Here is a 19,508-nt window from a genome sequence, read left to right on the forward strand (position 1 = left end):
TTGCTCGCGGTGGGGCCAGCACAGACACAGGGATTCAACCGTCAGGCTCAGACCGAAACGAAGAAGAAACTCAGTACCAACCCCACCCCCACGAACCACACCAGCGACCGCAAGATGTCCCAATCCGCCAGATAACAAATGATGTAAAGCAGGCGACTGGTGATGAACAGCACCGCCAGCACGTTGATGGTCACCAGCTCGGCATTGCCGGCCAAGTGCGCGACGATCACCGCGGCGGCGAAAAACGGGCTGATTTCAAAGCTGTTCAGTTGCGCGGCGTAAGCGCGCCGGGGAGCGCCTTCGAGTGTTTCCAGGAAGTCCCGAGGGTCGTGGTTATCTGCCAGCCTGTATTTGCCGCCGATCTTGGCGATAGCAATGCACAGGTAAGGCAGGAGAAAGGCAATCAAAATACACCACAGGGCAACCGTCATGACGCAGTTCCTTCTTTGAGTTTTATAGAGAATCGAGAATGGGGGCTTCGGTCAAAGTTTCATCACCAGCATGCCAACCAGCACCAAGGCGCAAGCTAAGAGCCGCGGCCGTCCAAAAGGTTCTTTCAAGTAGCGCATGCCAAACAGTACAACCAGTATCACGCTGATCTCCCGCAGCGCCGCTGCTTCGGCGATCGACCCCAGTTGCATGGCCCACAGCACCAGAGCGTAGCTGAACAATACGCAGAATCCGACCGCCAACCCCAACCGCCACTGCTCGCGCCAAAACAGCAAGAACGCCGGTCGCTTGCCCACCAACGCCAGCAACGGAAACGGCCAGGCGCTGAGCAGCGTGACCCAGACCAGGTAATCCAGCGGATGGGGCCAGCGCCGCAGGGCGTGACCGTCGATAAAAGTGTAGCAACCGATGCACAGGCCGATCAGTGCCACCACCGGTAGCATCGACCAGGGCAGCCGCTCGCCACCACCGCCCTGCCACAACAGGCATAGCATGCCGAACGGGATCAACAGAATGCCGATGATCTGCTGGCTCGTCAGCACTTCCCCGGCGAAGATCAACGTCAGGGCCAACACCACCAACGGCGACAGGCCGCGCATCAGCGGATAGACCAGCCCCAGGTCACCGACCCGATAAGCCTGGATCAGCAAATAGCGATACAGCAGCTCAAACGCCGCCGACGCCAGGATCCACGGCCAGATCTCCAACGGCGGCAGTGCCACGAAGCCCAGGGCCAACGCTCCAAACAGCAGCGCGACGCTGTCCATGCACGCCACCACCAGCAAACGCTCGGCGCTGAACTTGATCAGCGTATTCCACGCCGCATGCAACAGCGCCGCAACCAACACCAGGGCCGTTGCAAGCACGGCACGCTCCTTATTCCATCCAGAGAATTGATTCGCCATCCATCCGCAGCCGTTTATACTGCAAACCGACCACGCCGCACTCAGTTGCGCATACACCTATTCCAATAATTTCGCCGTTGCCCCGTTCACTCGAACCGGTGGTGCCGGCATGCGTATGCCTGATCAGAGCGTCAAGACTACAGACAGAGACCCTGCGCATGCCACTCGCCTTGCTTGCTTTGGCCGTCGCCGCTTTTGGCATCGGCACGACTGAATTCGTCATCATGGGCCTGTTGCCCGATGTCGCCCGAGACCTGGCCGTGAGTATTCCCCAGGCCGGGCTACTGATCACCGGCTATGCCCTGGGGGTGGTGTTCGGCGCGCCGATCCTGGCGGTCGGCACCGCCAACATGCCGCGCAAGGCGACGCTGCTGGGCATGACGCTGATGTTCATCCTCGGCAACGTGCTCTGCGCTCTGGCACCGAATTACGCCACGCTGATGGCCGCGCGCGTCATCACCGCGTTGTGCCATGGGGCATTCTTCGGCATCGGCTCGGTGGTAGCGGCCGGGCTGGTAGCGCCGAACAAACGGGCCCAGGCCATTGCAATGATGTTCACCGGCCTGACCCTGGCCAACGTGTTGGGCGTGCCGTTGGGCACGGCCTTGGGCCAATACGCCGGCTGGCGCTCGACCTTCTGGGCCGTGTCGGTGATCGGGGTGATCGCGGCCATCGCCCAATGGGTCTGGCTGCCCAAGGAAATCCCCATGGACAAGGCCAACCTGGCCAGCGAGTTCAAGGTGCTGGGCAAGGCCAACGTACTGCTGGCCCTGGGCATGAGTGTGCTGGCCTCCACCAGCCTGTTCAGCGTGTTCACCTACATCGCGCCGATCCTGCAGGACATTACCGGTGTCAGCCCCCACGGCATCACTATCATGCTGCTGTTGTTCGGCGTCGGCCTGACGGCGGGCAGTTTCCTCGGTGGGCGCTTGGCCGACCGACGCCTGCTGCCCTCACTGGTGGGCATGGCCCTGGCTGTGGTGCTGGTGCTGGCCGCGTTCAGCCAGACCAGTCAATCGGTGATTCCGGCGGCGATTACCCTGGTGCTATGGGGCATCTTCGCCTTCGCCCTGTGCCCGATCCTGCAATTGCTGATCATCGACCAGGCCTTTGAGGCGCCGAACCTCGGCTCGACCCTGAACCAGAGCGCGTTCAATCTCGGCAACGCGGCCGGGGCGTGGATTGGCGGGTTGGTGGTGGCCAGTGGTGCGGATCTGGCAGATTTGCCGTGGACCGGTGCCTTCGTCGGCATGCTGACCGTACTGACGGCGCTGTACTTTATTTATCGTCAGCGTCGTCATGGCGTCCTGGTGGGTGCGGCCGACTAGGCGAGCCGCTCTCGCTACGCACCTGGGCATGGCTGAGCAATGCGAAGATGAAGCTGCCACCGATGATGTTCCCCGCCAGGGTCGGCGCGGCGAACACCATCCAGAAGTCCTCCCACGACAGCTGGCCGGCGAATACCAGGTAAGACACCTCGGCCGAGCCAACGACAATGTGGGTGAAATCCCCGAGCGCCATCAGGTAGGTAATCAGGATGATGATCCACATCTTGGCGCTTTCCATGGACGGGATCATCCAGACCATGGTGGCGATCATCCAGCCAGAAATGATGCCTTTGGCGAACATCTGGCCGGTGTCGTTTTCCATGACCTTGCGACCGATTTCCAGAAAGGCCTGGTCAGTGCGCTGGTCGAAAATCGGCAGGTGCAGCATCACGTACGCCACCAGCAAGGTGCCGCACAGGTTGCCCACCAGCACCACGCCCCATAGCCGAAACAACCGACCGAAATTGCCCAGCGTGGGCTTGCTCATGATTGGCAACACCGCGGTCAGCGTATTTTCGGTGAACAACTGCTGGCGGGCGAGGATCACCGCGAGAAAACCGGCGCAGTAGCCGAAACTGGCGATCACTTTAAAGCCTTCGTGGTCCGGCAGCCGGGAATTGAGCAACCCCATCGCCATCAGCGACAGGCCCATGGTCAACCCGGCCGCCAGGGCCGACCACCACAGCGCGGCGACACTGCGCTCCAGTTCCTGGTTGCCCTGGGTGCGGATGATCTCATGCAGCACCGCCGCTCGTGGCGGCTGGTTGCGGTCAACTTCGTGCTTTTCCTGTGCCGAAAGATCAGGGGTCTTACCGTCTTTTTGAGTGTCCATGGAGCTCCTGAACCGGTGGCGTGATGTACCTACGACACGCGGCGTTCGGAGCTGTTCAGTCTCCCACAGGGGATGGATGCCCCATGCCCCAGCCGAATTCATTGTGGGAGCGAGCCTGCTCGCGACTGGAGACACCGCCAATCTCACTGACCGGCAATGTCATCCTGGAACTGATCCTTGACGTACCTGATCTCGGTCCGGCCATGGGGCGCTGGCAAGCCGTCTTCACCAAGATTGACGAAAACCATCTTCTCCACGGTCAGGATGCTCTTGCGGGTGATTTTGTTGCGCACCTCGCAGGTCAGGGTGATGGAGGTGCGACCAAATTCGGTGGCGGTGATGCCCAGCTCGATGATATCGCCCTGGCGCGAGGCGCTGACGAAGTTGATTTCCGAGATGTACTTGGTGACCACGCGCTGGTTGCCGAGCTGGACGATGGCGTAGATCGCCGCTTCTTCGTCGATCCAGCGCAACAGGCTGCCGCCGAACAGCGTGCCGTTGGGGTTGAGGTCTTCGGGCTTGACCCATTTGCGGGTGTGGAAATTCATGTTCACTCCTGAGCGTCTGGCCAATGAATGGCTGCATCATGGCAGACCGGGCAGCCAGGCTCTACGTCGCGGCCCCTATAACGATCATCGGCAATTTTGATTTGCCGACAGAAACCCTTTTGGAAGATCCGATTAGCCCGTTATAATCGCCCCCGTTTTATCCGGTCCACGCTTTGGACCGTTCCCGCCACCTGTCCGAGGGGCGCTGCAGCAGGCTCGACCTGTCAGGCTCGGATGGGGCGTTGTTCGTACGGGGCTCCCCGCACGGACACTAAACGCACAACGGCGCCCATTCGCATACATTACGAATGGAGGCTCTTCATGAGCGCTGTTATTACGCCTGCAGATTTTACCGATTACAAAGTCGCCGACATGTCCCTGGCCGCCTGGGGCCGTCGCGAAATCATCATCGCCGAATCCGAAATGCCAGCCCTGATGGGCCTGCGTCGCAAATACGCCGGCGAGCAACCGCTCAAGGGTGCCAAGATCCTCGGCTGCATCCACATGACCATCCAGACTGCCGTGCTGATCGAAACCCTGGTTGCCCTGGGTGCCGAAGTGCGCTGGTCGTCCTGCAACATCTTCTCGACTCAAGACCAGGCCGCTGCCGCCATCGCCGCCGCGGGTGTTCCGGTATTCGCCTGGAAAGGCGAGACCGAGCAAGAGTACGAGTGGTGCCTGGAGCAAACCATCCTCAAGGATGGCCAGCCATGGGACACCAACATGATCCTCGACGACGGCGGCGACCTGACCGAGCTGCTGCACAAGAAATACCCGGCCGTGCTGGACAAAGTCCACGGCGTGACCGAAGAGACCACCACCGGCGTACACCGCCTGCTGGACATGCTGGCCAAGGGCGAACTGAAGATCCCGGCCATCAACGTCAACGACTCGGTGACCAAGAGCAAGAACGACAACAAGTACGGCTGCCGTCACAGCCTCAACGACGCCATCAAGCGCGGCACCGACCACCTGTTGTCGGGCAAGCAGGCGTTGGTGATCGGCTACGGTGACGTGGGCAAGGGTTCGGCCCAGTCCCTGCGCCAGGAAGGCATGATCGTCAAGGTGTCGGAAGTCGACCCGATCTGCGCCATGCAAGCCTGCATGGACGGTTTCGAGCTTGTTTCGCCATTCATCGACGGGATCAACGACGGCACCGAAGCGAGCATCGACAAAGCCCTGCTGGGCAAGATCGACCTGATCGTGACCACCACCGGCAACGTCAATGTCTGCGACGCCAACATGCTCAAGGCCCTGAAGAAACGCGCCGTGGTGTGCAACATCGGTCACTTCGACAATGAAATCGACACCGCTTTCATGCGCAAGAACTGGGCATGGGAAGAAGTGAAGCCACAGGTGCACAAGGTTCACCGCACCGGCACCGGTAGCTTCGACCCACAGAACGACGACTACCTGATCCTGCTGGCCGAAGGCCGCCTGGTTAACCTGGGCAACGCCACTGGCCACCCAAGCCGCATCATGGACGGTTCGTTCGCCAACCAGGTCCTGGCCCAGATCTTCCTGTTCGGCCAGAAGTACGCCGACCTGTCGCCAGCCCAGAAAGCCGAGCGCCTGACCGTGGAAGTACTGCCCAAGAAACTCGACGAAGAAGTGGCCCTGGAAATGGTCCGCGGTTTCGGCGGCGTGGTCACTAAGCTGACCAAGCAACAGGCTGACTACATCGGCGTCACCGTCGAAGGTCCGTTCAAGCCACACGCTTACCGCTACTGATCGGCTCTATTGCCTGCTCTCCCTGTGGGAGCGGGCTTGCTCGCGAAGGCGGTTCATCATTCAACATCGATGTCGCCTGATCCTCCGTCTTCGCGAGCAAGCCCGCTCCCACATTGGAATGCGCCAGGCTTCCAGCCCTACGAGTTTCCAAGGATATGACCATGTCCCAAGAACGTCGCTACAGCTTCGAGTTCTTCCCGACGAAGACCGATGCTGGGCATGAAAAACTGATCGCCACTGCCCGTCAGTTGGCCAGCTACAACCCCGACTTCTTCTCCTGCACCTATGGCGCCGGCGGTTCGACCCGTGACCGCACGATGAACACCGTGTTGCAGCTCGAAAGCGAAGTCAAAGTCCCGGCTGCCCCGCATCTGTCCTGCGTAGGCGACAGCAAGGACGACCTGCGTGGCCTGCTGACCCGATACAAGGCCGCAGGCATCAAGCGCATCGTTGCCCTGCGCGGTGACTTGCCCTCGGGCATGGGCATGGCCAGCGGCGAGCTGCGTCACGCCAATGACCTGGTTGAATTCATTCGTGAAGAGACCGGCGATCATTTCCACATCGAAGTTGCCGCTTACCCAGAGATGCACCCCCAGGCGCGCAATTTCGAGGACGATCTGCTCAACTTCGTGCGCAAGGCCAACGCCGGTGCCAACAGTGCGATCACCCAGTACTTCTTCAACGCCGACAGCTATTTTTACTTCGTCGAGCGTATCCGCAAGATGGGCGTCGACATTCCTGTCGTACCGGGGATCATGCCGATCACCAACTACAGCAAGTTGGCGCGCTTCTCCGACGCCTGCGGTGCGGAAATCCCGCGCTGGATCCGCAAGCAACTGGAAGCTTATGGTGACGACACGTCCAGCATCCAAAGCTTCGGCGAGGAAGTCATCACACAAATGTGCGAGCGTTTGTTGCAAGGTGGAGCCCCGGGGCTGCACTTCTATACCCTGAACCAGGCCGAAGCCAGCCTGGCGGTATGGAACAACCTCAAGCTGCCGCGTTAACAGCAAATACCGTGGTACAAAAGGCCCTGGTGAAAACCAGGGCCTTTTTTTATTCAGTTGTCGTGAGGGTCTTCGAGCCCGAATGGATATGTTTGCCTCGGGACGAATACCGCGAAGCCATCGATCTGCACCGACTGCAGGCAAAAGGCAACTAAGGCGCGAGCCAGAGCGCTCTAGCTATTTGAGGAGTTCTCGTCGTAACCTCAGGCCATGCCCGTTATTGCCCGGTTACTGACAGCCCTTCTCCTCTTGTGCCTGAGCATGACTGCCCGGGCCGAGAAGTTGCGCATTGTCACCGAAGCCTGGGCGCCGTATGTCTACGAAGAGAACGGCAAAATCCTCGGACTGGACTACGAAACCACGGCCATTGTGTTCAAGCGCCTGGGCATCGACGTGGAATGGCAGCTCCTGCCCTGGAAGCGTTGCCTGGCGATGCTGGAACAGGGATTGGCGGACGGCGCGCTGGACATTTTTCATAGCAATGAACGCGACACCATGCTGCTTTATCCCAGCGAACCGCTGTCAGACGTGGAGTTCGTGATGTTCTACGCCAACGCCCGCCCCCATCCGTTTCGCACGCTCGATGACCTGGGCGGCCTGACCATCGGCACGTCACCCGGTTATCTGTACAGCCAGGCGTTCAGTGAATCGCCCCTGTTCAAGCGTGAAACAGCGCCTACCCACGAAGCCAACTTCGGCAAGTTGCAACTGGGCCGGATCGACCTGCTCATCACTGACCGTCGGGTCGGCCGGCATGTGCTCGAGCAAATGCAGTTGGGCGACCAGATTACTGAAAACCCGACGGTCGTGAGCCGTCAAAGCCAATACCTGGCGGTACGGCGTAGCGCCGGGATGGATTTGCTGGTGCAACGCTTCGGCGCCGAACTCAAGCGCTTCAAACGCGAACCGGCCTATGCCGAGCTCAGTGCCCGCTATGGCGCCAGCCCGCTTGCCAAGGCTACGCGGCCCGACCCGGTCAACGCTGAAATAAACCGTTGAGCAGCAGGAAAGCGGCGCACGGCGTTTGCTCTGTTATACTCCGGCCTTCCCGCCAGGCTTACGCCCGGACGCCCGGTCTTGCAAAAGGCATCCCGACACCGCTACAGCGCAGCTTCCAGCCCGCGCGAGCCCTGTCCGGACCCGCCTTTGAGACTCGGCAGGACCGGACGGGATGACGTCTTTCATTATTGAACGTCGTTCGCGCCAGGCAAGACTATCCCATTGGGCCAGGCCCTCACTAAAACAGGATTACTCATGTCCTTTGCTTCCCTCGGTCTCTCCGAGGCTTTAGTCCGCGCCATCGAGGCCGCCGGCTACACCGAGCCTACCCCGGTGCAACAGCGGGCCATTCCCGCCGTGTTGCAAGGTCGCGATCTGATGGTCGCGGCGCAGACAGGCACTGGTAAAACCGGTGGTTTCGCCCTCCCGATCCTGGAGCGGTTGTTCCCCAACGGTCACCCAGACAAATCCCAGCGTCACGGCCCGCGTCAACCGCGCGTACTGGTCCTGACCCCAACCCGCGAACTGGCCGCCCAGGTACACGAGAGCTTCAAGGTCTACGCTCGCGACCTGAAATTCGTCAGCGCCTGCATTTTCGGCGGCGTGGGCATGAACCCTCAGGTCCAGGCCATGTCCCGTGGCGTCGACGTGCTCGTGGCCTGCCCCGGCCGCCTGCTGGATCTGGCCGGCCAAGGCAGTGTCGATCTGTCCCACGTGGAAATCCTCGTGCTGGACGAAGCCGACCGCATGCTCGACATGGGCTTCGTCCATGACGTGAAGAAAGTCCTCGCCCGCCTGCCCGCCAAACGCCAGAACCTGCTGTTTTCGGCGACGTTCTCCAAGGACATCACCGACCTGGCCGGCAAGCTGCTGCACAACCCGGAACGCATCGAAGTCACGCCGCCGAACACCACGGTCGAGCGCATCGAACAACGCGTATTCCGCCTGGCGGCCAGCCACAAGCGTGCCTTGCTCGCGCACCTGATCACCGCTGGCGCCTGGGAACAGGTCCTGGTGTTCACCCGTACCAAGCACGGCGCCAACCGCCTGGCCGAATACCTGGACAAGCATGGCCTGCCGGCCGTGGCGATCCACGGTAACAAGAGCCAGAATGCCCGCACCAAGGCCCTGGCCGATTTCAAGGCCGGCGAAGTGCGCATCCTGGTCGCCACCGACATCGCGGCCCGTGGCCTGGATATCGACCAGTTGCCCCACGTGGTCAACTTCGAGCTGCCGAACGTCGATGAAGACTACGTGCACCGTATCGGCCGTACCGGCCGGGCCGGTCGTTCGGGCGAAGCGATCTCGCTGGTCGCGCCGGACGAAGAAAAGCTGCTCAAGAGCATTGAGCGCATGACCAAGCAGAAAATTGCCGATGGCGACCTGATGGGCTTCGATGCCAGCACCATCGAGGCCGAGAAGCCTGAAGTGCGCGAACGTCCGGACGTGCGCAACCCGCGCAATGCCCGTGGCCCACGCGGCGACGGTCCGAATGGCGGCGGCGGTGGCGGCGGTCGTAAAGACAAAGGCAAGGACAAGGGCAAGGAAAAACCGGCCAGCAACAGCCGCGGTGAACGCCCGGCCCGCGAGCAGAAGCCTCGCGAAGGTACGCCAGCCCGTGAACAGCAGCGCCCGGCTCCCCGCGCCGCAGCTGATCGTGCCCCGGACGAGTTCCTGGACGACGATGTAGATAATTTCGGTAACCGCGTCGACTACGTGCCGCAGCAGAAACCGGCCCAAGGTCGCGGCCGTCGTCCAGGCGCCCCGGCACAGGGCGCGGGTGCAGCCGCTCCGCGTACTGGCCAGCCACAGGGTCGCCAGAACGGTCCACGCAACAGCAACGGCTCGTCCACCGGCACCCCACCGGCCAAGCGCAGCGGCCCACGCAACGGTGCTCCCCGTGACGGTCAGGCCCGTCGCGAAGACACCCGCCCGCGCCGCCCGGCCCGTGACGACCAACCTCGTCAGGAACCGGCCGTGCAGGCCCCCCGTGGCAACCAGCCGAAGATCATGCACAAGGAATCGAAAGCCGATCGCTTCCCGACGCCTGAGCAACTGGATCAACTGCCAAGCCGCCCACGGGGCGAGAAGCCGGCATTGCTGACCCGCAATCGCTGAGTTTTTCCAAGCTGTAAAAAAATGCCCCTGATCTCGCGATCCGGGGCATTTTTTTGAACGCCACAAATCTGCATGTGGGAGCGGGCTTGCTCGCGAAGAAGGTGTATCAGCCAGCATCGAATCGACTGACCCACCGCCTTCGCGAGCAAGCCCGCTCCCACAAGAGTTCTGTGTTGGCTGTTCGAGCTGAGACATGGCAATAAAAAACGCCCCTGATCGCGAGATCAGAGGCGTTTTTTTATCAGGCGCGAAGCTTACTTCGCTTTGACACCTTCAAACGTGACGTACAGCTCGACCGCGTCAGACGCTGGGCCCAGGTCTTTCTGCTTGCCGAAGTCGGAACGCTTGATGCTGGTGGTGCCTTCGAAGCCAGCACGGTAGCCGCCCCATGGGTCCTTGCCTTCACCCAGGAACGTGGCCTTGACCACCACTGGCTTGGTCACGCCCAGCAGGGTCAGGTCACCGGTCACGTCCGCAGTTTCTTTGCCATCGGCGTTTTTACCGGTGGATTTGACGCTGGTGGAAACGAAGGTGGCCTTGCCGAACTTGCTCACGTTCAGGAAGTCGCCGCTGGCAATGTGCTTGTCACGTTCAGCGTGATTGGTGAATACGCTGGCGGTATTGACGTTGAACTCGATCTTGCTGGCTTCAGGCTTGGCGGCATCGAAGCTGAACTTGCCGTCGATATCCTTGAAGGTACCGGTGATGTAGCTATAGCCCAGGTGGCTGATCTTGAAGTCGACGAAGGCGTGCTGGCCTTCTTTGTCGACCACGTAGTCGGCAGCCATGGCCTGGCCGGCCGACAGCAGTGCAGAACCGATTGCCAGGGCGGCGAGCGTCTTTTTCAACATGCTTTCTATTCCTTTGGAGTCGAGGTTGAACATCAGGCTTGGCGCCCCAGCATGCGCTTGAGGGTCGCGTCACGATCGATAAAGTGGTGTTTCAATGCTGCCAACGCGTGAAGGCCGGAAAAAATGACCAGCGCCCACGCCAGGTACAGGTGAATCTGGCCAGCGACGTCTGCCTGATCGGGCAGTCCGGACACCAGCGCGGGTACTTCGAACAAACCAAACACCGGGATCCCGACACCGTCTGCGGTGGAAATCAGGTAACCGGCAATCATCACGGCGAACAACCCGAGATACAGGGCACGATGACCGAGCTTGGCGCCTGCACGGGTGAGGCGTCCGTAGGTTGGCAGGGTCGGCGGTGGCGGGCTGACAAAACGCCAGATCACCCGCAGCAACATGACCGCCAGCAGCACCAGGCCAATGCTCTTGTGCAGGTCCGGTGCGTCTTTACGCCAGGTGCTGTAGTAATCCAGGCCGACCATCCACAGGCCCAGCGCGAACAGTCCATACACCGCCAATGCAACGCCCCAGTGCAGAGCGATACTGACCCAGCCATAGCGAGAAGAAGAGTTGCGTAGCTGCATTGCTCATATCCTGTAAAAACTGCGACCAAGACTAGCGAGTTATCTATCGATTTAAAGCGGAAATTTTCGCTTTGAAATATCGAGAAATACGATCATCAGTCTGGAGGGGGTGGGTTAAGGAAAGATTAAATCGAATACGCTACGTAATGGCGGGGGTGGGCACCGATCGCGTGCTTGAGTAGGGCCTCATCGCGAGCGGGCTGCTTACGACGGTTTTATGTCATGAAATATCTGCGCTGGGCCCTATCCGTCTCTAATACTCAGGAAATCCTGATAGTTTGAAGTGCTAATTTACCGAGCACTCGGGCTTAAAGGGGTCGATCGTGCACTTGTACGCTAGCTGCGGATCTCTCTTTGGGATCATCGGAATTGTTAAAGGGTCCCTGCATTCGCCAGATACACACCCTGACAGTGCTACCAATATGATCATCGCTATTAGAGTTTTCATAAACGCTCCAGTTTTTTGAGGAGCCTAGGGCCTATGACCGGGTGCGCTCTATCACTTCCATCCTGTTAGCTGGTGGGAAGTTTCCGATATATCGCCGAAGCGTGTAGGACGATAGCGCTCGTTGCGCAACGCCGGGCTCTGGGCCGCAGCGTCAGTGCACGCCTAATGCTGGATAAAAAAAAGCGCGACCCGTGGGTCGCGCTTTTTTTGCGCCTGAACGTTACTGAACCTGGGTCTCAGGGGGCGTCGCCGGTTTGGCCACTGGCTTCTTCGCCGGCTCAGCCTTTTTTACCGGCGCCTTGGCCGGGGCTTTTTTGGCCGGGGTCTTGGCTGCCGGTTTCTTCGCTGGTGCTTTCTTGGCAGGCTGGGCTTTTACTGGGGCCACGGGCTTCGGCGCTTCTACCGGTGCAGGTGCCGGGGTTGGCGCTGGAGCAGGCGTCGGTGCTGGCGGCGCTACCGGCTCTGGTGCCTTCACCGGCTCCGGCTTCTTGTCGTCGTCCGAGCCACCAAACAGGTTGGTAAAGAAGTTGCCCTTCTTCGCCGCCACCGCACCGGCCGCTGCTGCCGTTGCAGCCGGAACGACCTTGGCCGGTTCAAACGACTTGCCCGCCGCCAGGTCTTCGACTTGGCTGGCTGCGCGTTGACCGCTGCGCAATGCGCCTTCCAGGGTGCCCGGGTACAAGGTGTCGGTGTGTTCGCCGGCAAAGGCTATGCGCTGCAATGGTTTTTCCCACAGGCGCCAGTATTTGCTGATCTGGCCCGGACCAAAGGCCAGGTATGCGCCGCCCATGGATGGGTCGGTGCTATAGCGGCGGATTTCATAACCGGTGAATGCCCCACGTGCCTGTGGGTAAAACGCGTGCAGGCGGATCAGCACCTGATCGACCATCTGCTTGTCGCCGAAGGCCTGCATCACCCGGGCGTTGTCGCCGGACAGGTTGATGACCACGTTGGCGCCGCCCTTCATGGCCGGCTCGATCCACATCATGCCCAGGCCGGTGTTGCTGTAGATCTCGCCCGACATGCGCGCCTTGCTGTCCCAGACCGGGGTCTTGAATTTGAGCATGATCTGGTCGCGCCAGCCGTAGTTGGTCCCCTTGATCGCGCCTTGATGCTGGGCGTCCAGGGCCGGGGTCAGCTGGATCTTGTTCAGCGCGCGCAACGGCACGGCCAGCACCACGTAATCCGCCTGATAACCAACGCTGCCGACCTTGACGGTGACGCCGTCCTTGTCCTGGGAGATGGCCGATACCGGCGAGCTGGTCTTGATGATTTTCAGCTGTTTGACGAAGGCCTGGGCCAGCACCGGACTGCCGCCCAGCAGGCGCGAAGCCCGCAGGTCACGGTCGGACACACCGCGATAGACCCGGTTCTGTTGTGCGAAGTACAGCAGTGACAGGCGCGAAGGTTCATCGTAGCGGGTGCGAATTTCCTGGTTCACCAACTGACGCGCGGTGGCCGGCAGTTGCAGGCGGTCGAGCCAGTTGGACACGGTAATCTGGTCCAGCGAGTGCAACGTGCTGTTGGCCGCCGGGTTCTGCGGGTCTTCAATCGAGCGCGCCAGGTCGTCCACAGTGGTTTCATAGCGCTTGAGGGCTTCGGCCGTTGCCGGCTGCTTGGTCGCCAGGTCAGCGGCCGTGTAGTAGGTACCGTCGATCAGGTAGCTGGGGGTGCGCACGAATTCCGGGGCCGGCGTAGTGCTCAGCTTGAAGGTCGAGACGTACTTGTTCAGCACCGGCTGAGTCTTCTCGTTGCCGATCCACTCGCTGGTGGCCATGCCCGACCGACCGCCCAGGCTCGGCTTGGCTTCCAGCAGGGTCACGGCCCAGCCTTTGTTCTGCAGCTCATAGGCCGCCGTGAGTCCCGCCAGGCCGCCGCCAACGACGATAGCCGTCGGTTGCTTGTCCTTGGCCAGCGCCGAAACGCTGAACAGCCCTATCATCACCAGCGCACAGGCGCGCAGCCAACCAGCAGACATTCAACGAACTCCGGATTAACGTAGGAAATTTCAGTTTTCGAGCCAGGCGGCTCTCGGTTTTTCGAGCCCGGCGGCTCAGGGAACGGCGAAGAATACGTCAGCCATCAAAGCGCCGCCAGCGGCGTCTATCGCCTCGTTCAAAGTAGCGTGAAAGACACAATGGGTTGTCCCCAGGGCCGCCATTGCATAGGCTTGCGCGATTGTTTTGCCCGCGCTCGCCGCGAGCCGCCTCGAGGAGACTGTAAATGGGCCTGAATAACCAGTGGATGCAACGCGACCTCGCGGTGCTGTGGCATCCCTGCACCCAAATGAAAGACCACGAACAGCTGCCACTGATCCCCATCAAGCGCGGTGAAGGCGTGTGGCTGGAAGATTTCGAAGGCAAGCGCTACCTCGACGCCGTCAGTTCCTGGTGGGTCAACGTGTTCGGCCACGCCAACCCACGTATCAATCAGCGGATCAAGGATCAGGTCGATCAACTGGAGCATGTGATCCTCGCCGGCTTCAGCCATCAACCGGTGATTGAACTGTCCGAGCGCCTGGTGAAGATGACACCCGAGGGCCTGACCCGGTGCTTCTACGCCGATAACGGCTCGTCCTGCATCGAAGTGTCGATGAAAATGAGCTTTCATTACTGGATCAATCGCGGCCGGCCGGACAAAAAACGCTTCGTCACCCTGAGCAACAGTTACCACGGCGAGACCATCGCGGCGATGTCTGTGGGCGATGTACCACTGTTCACTGAAACCTACAAAGCGCTGCTGCTGGACACGATCAAGGTGCCCAGCCCCGACTGCTACCACCGCCCTGAAGGCATGGGTTGGGAGGAGCATTCACGCAACATGTTCGCCGCCATGGAGCAGACCCTCGCCGAGCACCACGACACCGTTGCGGCGGTGATCGTCGAGCCGCTGATCCAGGGCGCCGGCGGCATGCGCATGTATCACCCGGTGTACCTGAAACTGCTGCGCGAGGCCTGCGACCGCTACGGCGTGCACCTGATCCACGACGAAATCGCCGTCGGCTTCGGGCGCACCGGGACGATGTTCGCCTGCGAGCAGGCCGGTATCACCCCGGACTTCCTCTGTCTGTCCAAGGCGCTGACTGGCGGCTACTTGCCACTGGCGGCGTGCGTGACCACCGACGAGGTCTACAGCGCGTTCTACGACGACTATCCGACCCTGCGAGCCTTCCTGCATTCCCACAGCTACACGGGCAATCCACTGGCCTGCGCGGCGGCCCTGGCGACGCTGGATATATTCGAAGAAGACAACGTCATCGAAAACAACCAGGCCCTGGCCCAGCGCATGGCGAGCGCCACCGCGCACCTGGCAGACCACCCGAACGTCGCCGAGGTGCGCCAGACCGGTATGGTGCTGGCGATCGAGATGGTCAAGGACAAGGCCAGCAAAACCGCCTACCCATGGCAGGAGCGTCGCGGCCTGGCGGTGTTCCAGCATGCCCTGGAACGCGGCGCGTTGCTGCGCCCGCTGGGTAGCGTGGTGTATTTCCTGCCGCCGTATGTGATCACCCCGGAGCAGATCGATTTCCTGGCGGAAGTGGCCAGCGAAGGCATCGACATCGCCACCCGGGACAAGGTCAGTGTGGCGGTACCGAAGGATTTCCATCCCGGCTTCCGTGATCCGGGCTGACGACAACTTTCCCTCGCCACAACGACACTCCATCAGGCTGCAATGTCGAATTCAGATTCAGTAGAGAACAAAGCATGAGACTGTCCCGCTTCTTCATCGACACCCCCCTGAGCCTCGGCGACCACGAATTGCCCGAAGCCCAGGCCCACTACATCGGCCGTGTGCTGCGCATGGCTGAGGGCGATGCGGTGCAGGTGTTCGACGGCTCCGGCCAGGAGTTTCGCGGCACGTTGGCCGAAGTCGGCAAGAAACGTGTGCGGGTGCAGTTGGACGAGCAATTCACCGGGCAGGTTGAATCGCCCTTGCGTATCCACCTCGGCCAAGGTTTGTCCCGGGGCGAGCGCATGGATTGGGCGATTCAGAAAGCCACGGAACTGGGTGTCAGCGAAATCACGCCGATTTTCAGCGAGCGCTGTGAAGTACGCCTCAAGGATGAACGCGCCGACAAACGCCTGATGCACTGGCGCCAGGTGGCGATCAGCGCCTGCGAGCAATGTGGGCGTTCGAGCGTGCCAGTGATCCATCCGCCGCTGCTGCTGGCTGACTGGCTGAAGCAGACCGAAGCCGAGCTCAAGCTGGTGCTGCACCCGGTGGCCGAGCCAATAGTTAGCCATGCCAAGCCGCAGGCATTGGCGTTCCTGATCGGCCCCGAGGGTGGCTTGTCGGACGCTGAAGTCGAGCAGGCCAAGACCGCCGGCTACCACGCAGCCCGCCTCGGCCCCCGGGTGCTGCGCACCGAAACCGCGCCGGTGGTGGCGCTGGCCGTGGCGCAGCAGTTGTGGGGGGATTTCTAATCGCCTGCGGCCACTGAGGAACCATGGTGGGAGCGGGCTTGCTCGCGAATGCAATTGGTCAGTGACATCGATGTTGGCTGACCCACCGCTTTCGCGAGCAAGCCCGCTCCCACAGTAAAACAGTGGTGTTCATGAATTCGGCGGTATGGGTTCATGAGTCAGAGCACATAAAACAAAATCGCCACGAAGTGCAGCAAACTGCCGGCGATCACAAACAGATGCCAGATCCCATGGGCATGCCGCAGCCGGTGATCCAACGCAAAAAAGATAATGCCCACGGTGTACAGCACGCCGCCCGAGGCCAGCCAGGCAAACCCGGCGCTGCCCAGGGCCGCCAACAGCGGCTTGACCGCCACCAGCACGATCCAACCCATCACCGCATAGATCACAATCGATAAGATGCGCGCTTCGGAACGTGGCTTGATCTCCTGCAGGATCCCGATCAGCGCCAGTCCCCAGACGATCCCGAACAACGTCCAGCCCCACGGCCCACGCAGGGTCACCAGGCAGAACGGCGTGTAACTGCCAGCGATCAGCAGGTAGATCGAAAAGTGATCGACCTTTTGCATGATTTGTTTTTTGCGCCCGCGCACGCTGTGGTAAACCGTCGAAGCGCTGTAGAGCACCAGCAAGGTAAAACCGTAGATCGCCACGCTGACGATCTTCCAAGGATCGCCGGCCATCCCGGCAATCACCAACAACCACACCGCCCCGATGAAAGCCGCCACCGCTCCGACCAGGTGCGTCCAGGCGTTGAGTCGTTCGCCGTGATACATCCCATCCCACCTCACATTCCAGAACAGACGCCAAGGCTCAGGCTTGGCGTCTCAAAGTGCAATGTTTTGCTTCAAGCCAGCCAAATACAAAACCTGTGGCGAGGGAGCTTGCTCCTGCTTGAGTGCGCAGCGCTCACAAAATCTTGGGGCGGCTACGCCACCCAGCGGGAGCAAGCTCCCTCGCCACAATTGAAGGTCCTTCAACAGATATTCGCCACGGTTGAATTTCCTCATCACAAAGGCCTATTGGGGCACAATCAGGTCATACGAAAAAGAGTCCGCCCCATGCTGATCGACGAAGAATTGACCCTGAAGAAACTCGAGGTGTTCCTGGCTTTCATGCGCACCGGCAACCTGGCGCGGGCGGCGGCCGAGTTGCAGACCAGCAACGTCAGCGTGCACCGGGCCATTCATTCATTGGAAAGCGCCCTGCGTTGTCCGTTGTTCAAGCACGAAGGCCGCAACCTCACACCGTTGGAAAGCGCCTACGTACTGGAAGAGCGGGCGCAGAAACTGATCCAGGATGTGGTCGAAAGTGTGCGCCTGACCCGTGAGGCCGCCGGTTTCTCTGCCGAACGCTTCAAGCTGGGCTCGCTGTACTCGCTGACGGTCAAGACCGTGCCGCAGTTGATCATGGGCCTGAAAATTCGCCGCAGCGAACTCAATATCGACCTGATCCTGGGCTCGAACATCGACTTGCTGTACAAGCTCAAAAATATGGAAGTGGACGCGATCCTGATCTCCCTGGACGACAGCGTGAACGACCCGGATTGCGAGCATATCGCGCTATTTTCCGATGACATCTTCCTCGCCACGCCAGCTGATTCGCCCTTTGCCCAACGTGCCGAAGTGGATCTGGCCGAGGTGCGCGACGAGACGTTCATCACCTTGACCCAGGGTTTTGCCACGCATCAAGACGGTATTCGGGTGTTCAAGCAGGCGGGGTTCGAGCCGAAGGTGGCGATGCAGGTCAACGACATCTTCACCCTGCTGAGCATGGTCAGTTCCGGGGTGGGTTATGCGTTGCTGCCGGGCAGGATTGCGGCGGTGTATGAAAATCGGGTGAAACTGATCCCTTTGCAGGAAAAATACCGGTTGCAACAGCACATTGGCGTGGTGTTCCTGAAGGCCAAGGAACGCGATCCGAATTTGCTGGCGCTGTTGGCTGAATGCCGGATGTATGCCAATCGCCAGGCTTGAAACCGAGTCGCGGCCTTCGCGAGCAAGCCCGCTCCCACAGGGACACTCGGTCGACTGTGGGGGCGGGCTTGCTCGCGATGAGGCCAGTCCTGTCAGCAAAAAGACTAAGCCCTACCCCATCAACCCCCGCATGATCAGAAACAACAACGAAGGCCCCAACAAGCATCCAAGCGCCGTATAGAACGCCGCCGTCAGGCAGCCATAGGGCACCAGCTTCGGATCGGTGGCCGCCAGGCCACCGGCGACACCGCTGGAAGTACCCATCAAGCCACCGAAGATCACCGCGCTTCGCGGATTGTTGAGGCCAATCAGCGGTGCCACGAAGGGTGTCGCGACCATCACCAGGATTGCCTTGATCAACCCTGCGGCAATGGACAGCGCCATGACCTCGGAACTGGCGCCAATCGCCGCGCCGGTGACCGGCCCGACGATGTAGGTCACCGCCCCGGCGCCGATGGTGGTCAGGCTCACCGCATCGGTGTAACCGAAGGCCATTGCGACTCCGACACCGGCAATGAACGAGGTACCCACCCCGACAAACAGCGCCAGCACCCCGACGAAACCGGCGCGCTTGAGTTCTTCGACACTCACGCCAAACGCCGTGGCGACAATGGCAAAGTCCCGCAGCATGGCACCGCCGAGCAAACCGATCCCGGACAGCAACGGAATGTCCACCACGCCTTTCTGCCCGCCGGTCATCGCACCGCCGATGTACGACAGCACCAAGCCCAACAGAATGGCGATGGCCGAACCGTGCAAGCGGCCTTTAGTGAACGTGTTGCTGATCCAGTAAGACACCCACATGGTGATGCCGACAATCGCAAAACCACTGATCAGGCCGTAGCCGGTAATCACTTTCATCATCGATTCGTACATGGCGATCACCCGACCGTCTTCACGGAAACATCGGCTTCAGGCCCTTTGTTGCCGATACGCACCAACACAGGCACCAACGCAAAGGCAATCACCACCGCCAGGGTCCCGGCCAGAATCGCCATCGGCCCGCCCTTGAGCGCACCGTAGACGTTTTGCTGGGCCGCCATCGCCACCACGATGGGAATGTAGACCGCACTCCAGAATTCCACGCCGGCCTCGGACTTGCCCTTGAACAGGCCGCGCTTGCTCAGGTAACTGCCCAGGCCGATCAACAACAGCATCGCAATGCCGACGCCACCGACGTTGGCCGGCACCCCGATCAATTTGCCCAGCAGCTCACCGATGAAAATACCCGCCAGGGTACAAAAGGCCAGAAACGCCACACCGTAGATAATCATTGTTGTAGTCCTCAAAATGCATCGTCGAAGTTG

General features: G+C 60.6%; 17 protein-coding genes, 1 pseudogene and 1 riboswitch. Of the genes and pseudogenes, 8 read left to right on the plus strand and 10 right to left on the minus strand.

Annotated elements, in window-relative coordinates; genetic code table 11:
- Nucleotides 1–47 precede the first annotated feature (47 nt).
- Nucleotides 48–431, minus strand: coding sequence for an MAPEG family protein (locus EPZ47_RS27820; protein ID WP_135847585.1), 384 nt, complete (start codon nt 429–431; stop codon nt 48–50).
- A gap of 51 nt (nt 432–482) precedes the next feature.
- Nucleotides 483–1,316 carry an EamA family transporter gene (locus tag EPZ47_RS27825; RefSeq protein ID WP_135847586.1) on the minus strand — a complete coding sequence of 278 codons (834 nt, stop codon included), beginning with the start codon at nt 1,314–1,316 and terminating at the stop codon, nt 483–485.
- A 197-nt stretch (nt 1,317–1,513) separates the two neighbouring features.
- Here EPZ47_RS27825 and EPZ47_RS27830 point away from each other — a divergent pair, with 197 nt between their 5' ends.
- A complete protein-coding gene (locus EPZ47_RS27830) occupies nt 1,514–2,683 on the plus strand; it encodes an MFS transporter (protein WP_135847587.1) in 1,170 nt (389 codons plus the stop codon).
- On the opposite strand, the gene EPZ47_RS27835 is transcribed toward EPZ47_RS27830, so the two are convergent.
- Nucleotides 2,634–3,515, minus strand: a complete 882-nt coding sequence (locus tag EPZ47_RS27835; protein WP_135847588.1) for a formate/nitrite transporter family protein — start codon at nt 3,513–3,515, stop codon at nt 2,634–2,636. The genes EPZ47_RS27830 and EPZ47_RS27835 overlap by 50 nt on opposite strands.
- Before the next feature lie 143 nt (nt 3,516–3,658).
- Nucleotides 3,659–4,063 (minus strand): acyl-CoA thioesterase, encoded by a 405-nt coding sequence (locus EPZ47_RS27840; RefSeq protein WP_135847589.1) that lies wholly within the window; start codon nt 4,061–4,063, stop codon nt 3,659–3,661.
- A 191-nt stretch (nt 4,064–4,254) separates the two neighbouring features.
- Nucleotides 4,255–4,361: riboswitch (S-adenosyl-L-homocysteine riboswitch) on the plus strand.
- Nucleotides 4,362–4,384: 23 nt separating this feature from the next.
- Here EPZ47_RS27840 and ahcY point away from each other — a divergent pair.
- From ahcY to EPZ47_RS27865, 4 genes and pseudogenes are all read left to right on the plus strand, one after another.
- Nucleotides 4,385–5,794, plus strand: coding sequence for an adenosylhomocysteinase (ahcY, locus tag EPZ47_RS27845; RefSeq protein ID WP_135847590.1), 1,410 nt, complete (start codon nt 4,385–4,387; stop codon nt 5,792–5,794).
- 161 nt (nt 5,795–5,955) lie between these two features.
- A complete protein-coding gene (gene metF / locus EPZ47_RS27855) occupies nt 5,956–6,801 on the plus strand; it encodes a methylenetetrahydrofolate reductase [NAD(P)H] (protein WP_135847592.1) in 846 nt (281 codons plus the stop codon).
- 210 nt (nt 6,802–7,011) lie between these two features.
- Nucleotides 7,012–7,822 (plus strand): annotated as a pseudogene (locus EPZ47_RS27860) (substrate-binding periplasmic protein); the annotation flags it as partial.
- A 233-nt stretch (nt 7,823–8,055) separates the two neighbouring features.
- On the plus strand, nt 8,056–9,918 hold the full coding sequence (locus EPZ47_RS27865) for an RNA helicase RhlE2 (RefSeq protein ID WP_135847594.1): 1,863 nt from the start codon (nt 8,056–8,058) through the stop codon (nt 9,916–9,918).
- Between the two features lie 254 nt (nt 9,919–10,172).
- Here EPZ47_RS27865 and EPZ47_RS27870 read toward each other — a convergent pair whose 3' ends face one another.
- The 3 genes from EPZ47_RS27870 to EPZ47_RS27880 all read right to left on the minus strand — a co-directional run bounded on the left by EPZ47_RS27870 (nt 10,173) and on the right by EPZ47_RS27880 (nt 13,779).
- The gene (locus EPZ47_RS27870; protein WP_135847595.1) at nt 10,173–10,769 is read right to left on the minus strand and encodes a YceI family protein; all 597 of its coding nucleotides are present in this window, start codon (nt 10,767–10,769) and stop codon (nt 10,173–10,175) included.
- A gap of 32 nt (nt 10,770–10,801) precedes the next feature.
- Nucleotides 10,802–11,353 (minus strand): cytochrome b, encoded by a 552-nt coding sequence (locus tag EPZ47_RS27875; protein ID WP_135847596.1) that lies wholly within the window; start codon nt 11,351–11,353, stop codon nt 10,802–10,804.
- A 668-nt stretch (nt 11,354–12,021) separates the two neighbouring features.
- Nucleotides 12,022–13,779, minus strand: a complete 1,758-nt coding sequence (locus EPZ47_RS27880; protein WP_135847597.1) for a flavin monoamine oxidase family protein — start codon at nt 13,777–13,779, stop codon at nt 12,022–12,024.
- Between the two features lie 245 nt (nt 13,780–14,024).
- Between EPZ47_RS27880 and EPZ47_RS27885 the strand changes: the two genes are divergently transcribed.
- Together EPZ47_RS27885 and EPZ47_RS27890 are read left to right on the plus strand one after the other, a co-directional pair.
- On the plus strand, nt 14,025–15,431 hold the full coding sequence (locus EPZ47_RS27885; RefSeq protein ID WP_135847598.1) for an adenosylmethionine--8-amino-7-oxononanoate transaminase: 1,407 nt from the start codon (nt 14,025–14,027) through the stop codon (nt 15,429–15,431).
- Nucleotides 15,432–15,505: 74 nt separating this feature from the next.
- A complete protein-coding gene (locus tag EPZ47_RS27890; RefSeq protein ID WP_135847599.1) occupies nt 15,506–16,225 on the plus strand; it encodes a 16S rRNA (uracil(1498)-N(3))-methyltransferase in 720 nt (239 codons plus the stop codon).
- A 158-nt stretch (nt 16,226–16,383) separates the two neighbouring features.
- Here the strand turns inward: EPZ47_RS27890 and trhA are convergent, their stop codons facing one another.
- The gene (gene trhA, locus EPZ47_RS27895; protein WP_135847600.1) at nt 16,384–17,001 is read right to left on the minus strand and encodes a PAQR family membrane homeostasis protein TrhA; all 618 of its coding nucleotides are present in this window, start codon (nt 16,999–17,001) and stop codon (nt 16,384–16,386) included.
- 285 nt (nt 17,002–17,286) lie between these two features.
- On the opposite strand from trhA, the gene EPZ47_RS27900 reads away from it, so the two are divergent.
- Entirely contained in the window at nt 17,287–18,201 is a 915-nt protein-coding gene (locus EPZ47_RS27900; RefSeq protein WP_135847601.1) for a LysR family transcriptional regulator, read from the plus strand.
- Between the two features lie 111 nt (nt 18,202–18,312).
- On the opposite strand, the gene madM is transcribed toward EPZ47_RS27900, so the two are convergent.
- A complete protein-coding gene (gene madM / locus EPZ47_RS27905; RefSeq protein ID WP_135847602.1) occupies nt 18,313–19,077 on the minus strand; it encodes a malonate transporter subunit MadM in 765 nt (254 codons plus the stop codon).
- A 5-nt stretch (nt 19,078–19,082) separates the two neighbouring features.
- Nucleotides 19,083–19,475, minus strand: a complete 393-nt coding sequence (madL, locus tag EPZ47_RS27910) for a malonate transporter subunit MadL (protein WP_135847603.1) — start codon at nt 19,473–19,475, stop codon at nt 19,083–19,085.
- Nucleotides 19,476–19,508: the final 33 nt, after the last annotated feature.

The sequence above is a fragment of the Pseudomonas viciae genome, assembly GCF_004786035.1.
Taxonomy (GTDB): Bacteria; Pseudomonadota; Gammaproteobacteria; order Pseudomonadales; family Pseudomonadaceae; genus Aquipseudomonas; species Aquipseudomonas viciae.

Bases quoted from the DNA above. Each gene is read 5' to 3' on its own strand.
- EPZ47_RS27820 (WP_135847585.1), bottom strand. From the start codon at position 431: ATGACGGTTGCCCTGTGGTGTATTTTGATTGCCTTTCTCCTGCCTTAC.
- EPZ47_RS27830 (WP_135847587.1), top strand. From the start codon at position 1,514: ATGCCACTCGCCTTGCTTGCTTTGGCCGTCGCCGCTTTTGGCATCGGC.
- EPZ47_RS27835 (WP_135847588.1), bottom strand. From the start codon at position 3,515: ATGGACACTCAAAAAGACGGTAAGACCCCTGATCTTTCGGCACAGGAA.
- EPZ47_RS27840 (WP_135847589.1), bottom strand. From the start codon at position 4,063: ATGAATTTCCACACCCGCAAATGGGTCAAGCCCGAAGACCTCAACCCC.
- ahcY (WP_135847590.1), top strand. From the start codon at position 4,385: ATGAGCGCTGTTATTACGCCTGCAGATTTTACCGATTACAAAGTCGCC.
- metF (WP_135847592.1), top strand. From the start codon at position 5,956: ATGTCCCAAGAACGTCGCTACAGCTTCGAGTTCTTCCCGACGAAGACC.
- EPZ47_RS27865 (WP_135847594.1), top strand. From the start codon at position 8,056: ATGTCCTTTGCTTCCCTCGGTCTCTCCGAGGCTTTAGTCCGCGCCATC.
- EPZ47_RS27870 (WP_135847595.1), bottom strand. From the start codon at position 10,769: ATGTTGAAAAAGACGCTCGCCGCCCTGGCAATCGGTTCTGCACTGCTG.
- EPZ47_RS27875 (WP_135847596.1), bottom strand. From the start codon at position 11,353: ATGCAGCTACGCAACTCTTCTTCTCGCTATGGCTGGGTCAGTATCGCT.
- EPZ47_RS27880 (WP_135847597.1), bottom strand. From the start codon at position 13,779: ATGTCTGCTGGTTGGCTGCGCGCCTGTGCGCTGGTGATGATAGGGCTG.
- EPZ47_RS27885 (WP_135847598.1), top strand. From the start codon at position 14,025: ATGGGCCTGAATAACCAGTGGATGCAACGCGACCTCGCGGTGCTGTGG.
- EPZ47_RS27890 (WP_135847599.1), top strand. From the start codon at position 15,506: ATGAGACTGTCCCGCTTCTTCATCGACACCCCCCTGAGCCTCGGCGAC.
- trhA (WP_135847600.1), bottom strand. From the start codon at position 17,001: ATGTATCACGGCGAACGACTCAACGCCTGGACGCACCTGGTCGGAGCG.
- EPZ47_RS27900 (WP_135847601.1), top strand. From the start codon at position 17,287: ATGCTGATCGACGAAGAATTGACCCTGAAGAAACTCGAGGTGTTCCTG.
- madM (WP_135847602.1), bottom strand. From the start codon at position 19,077: ATGTACGAATCGATGATGAAAGTGATTACCGGCTACGGCCTGATCAGT.
- madL (WP_135847603.1), bottom strand. From the start codon at position 19,475: ATGATTATCTACGGTGTGGCGTTTCTGGCCTTTTGTACCCTGGCGGGT.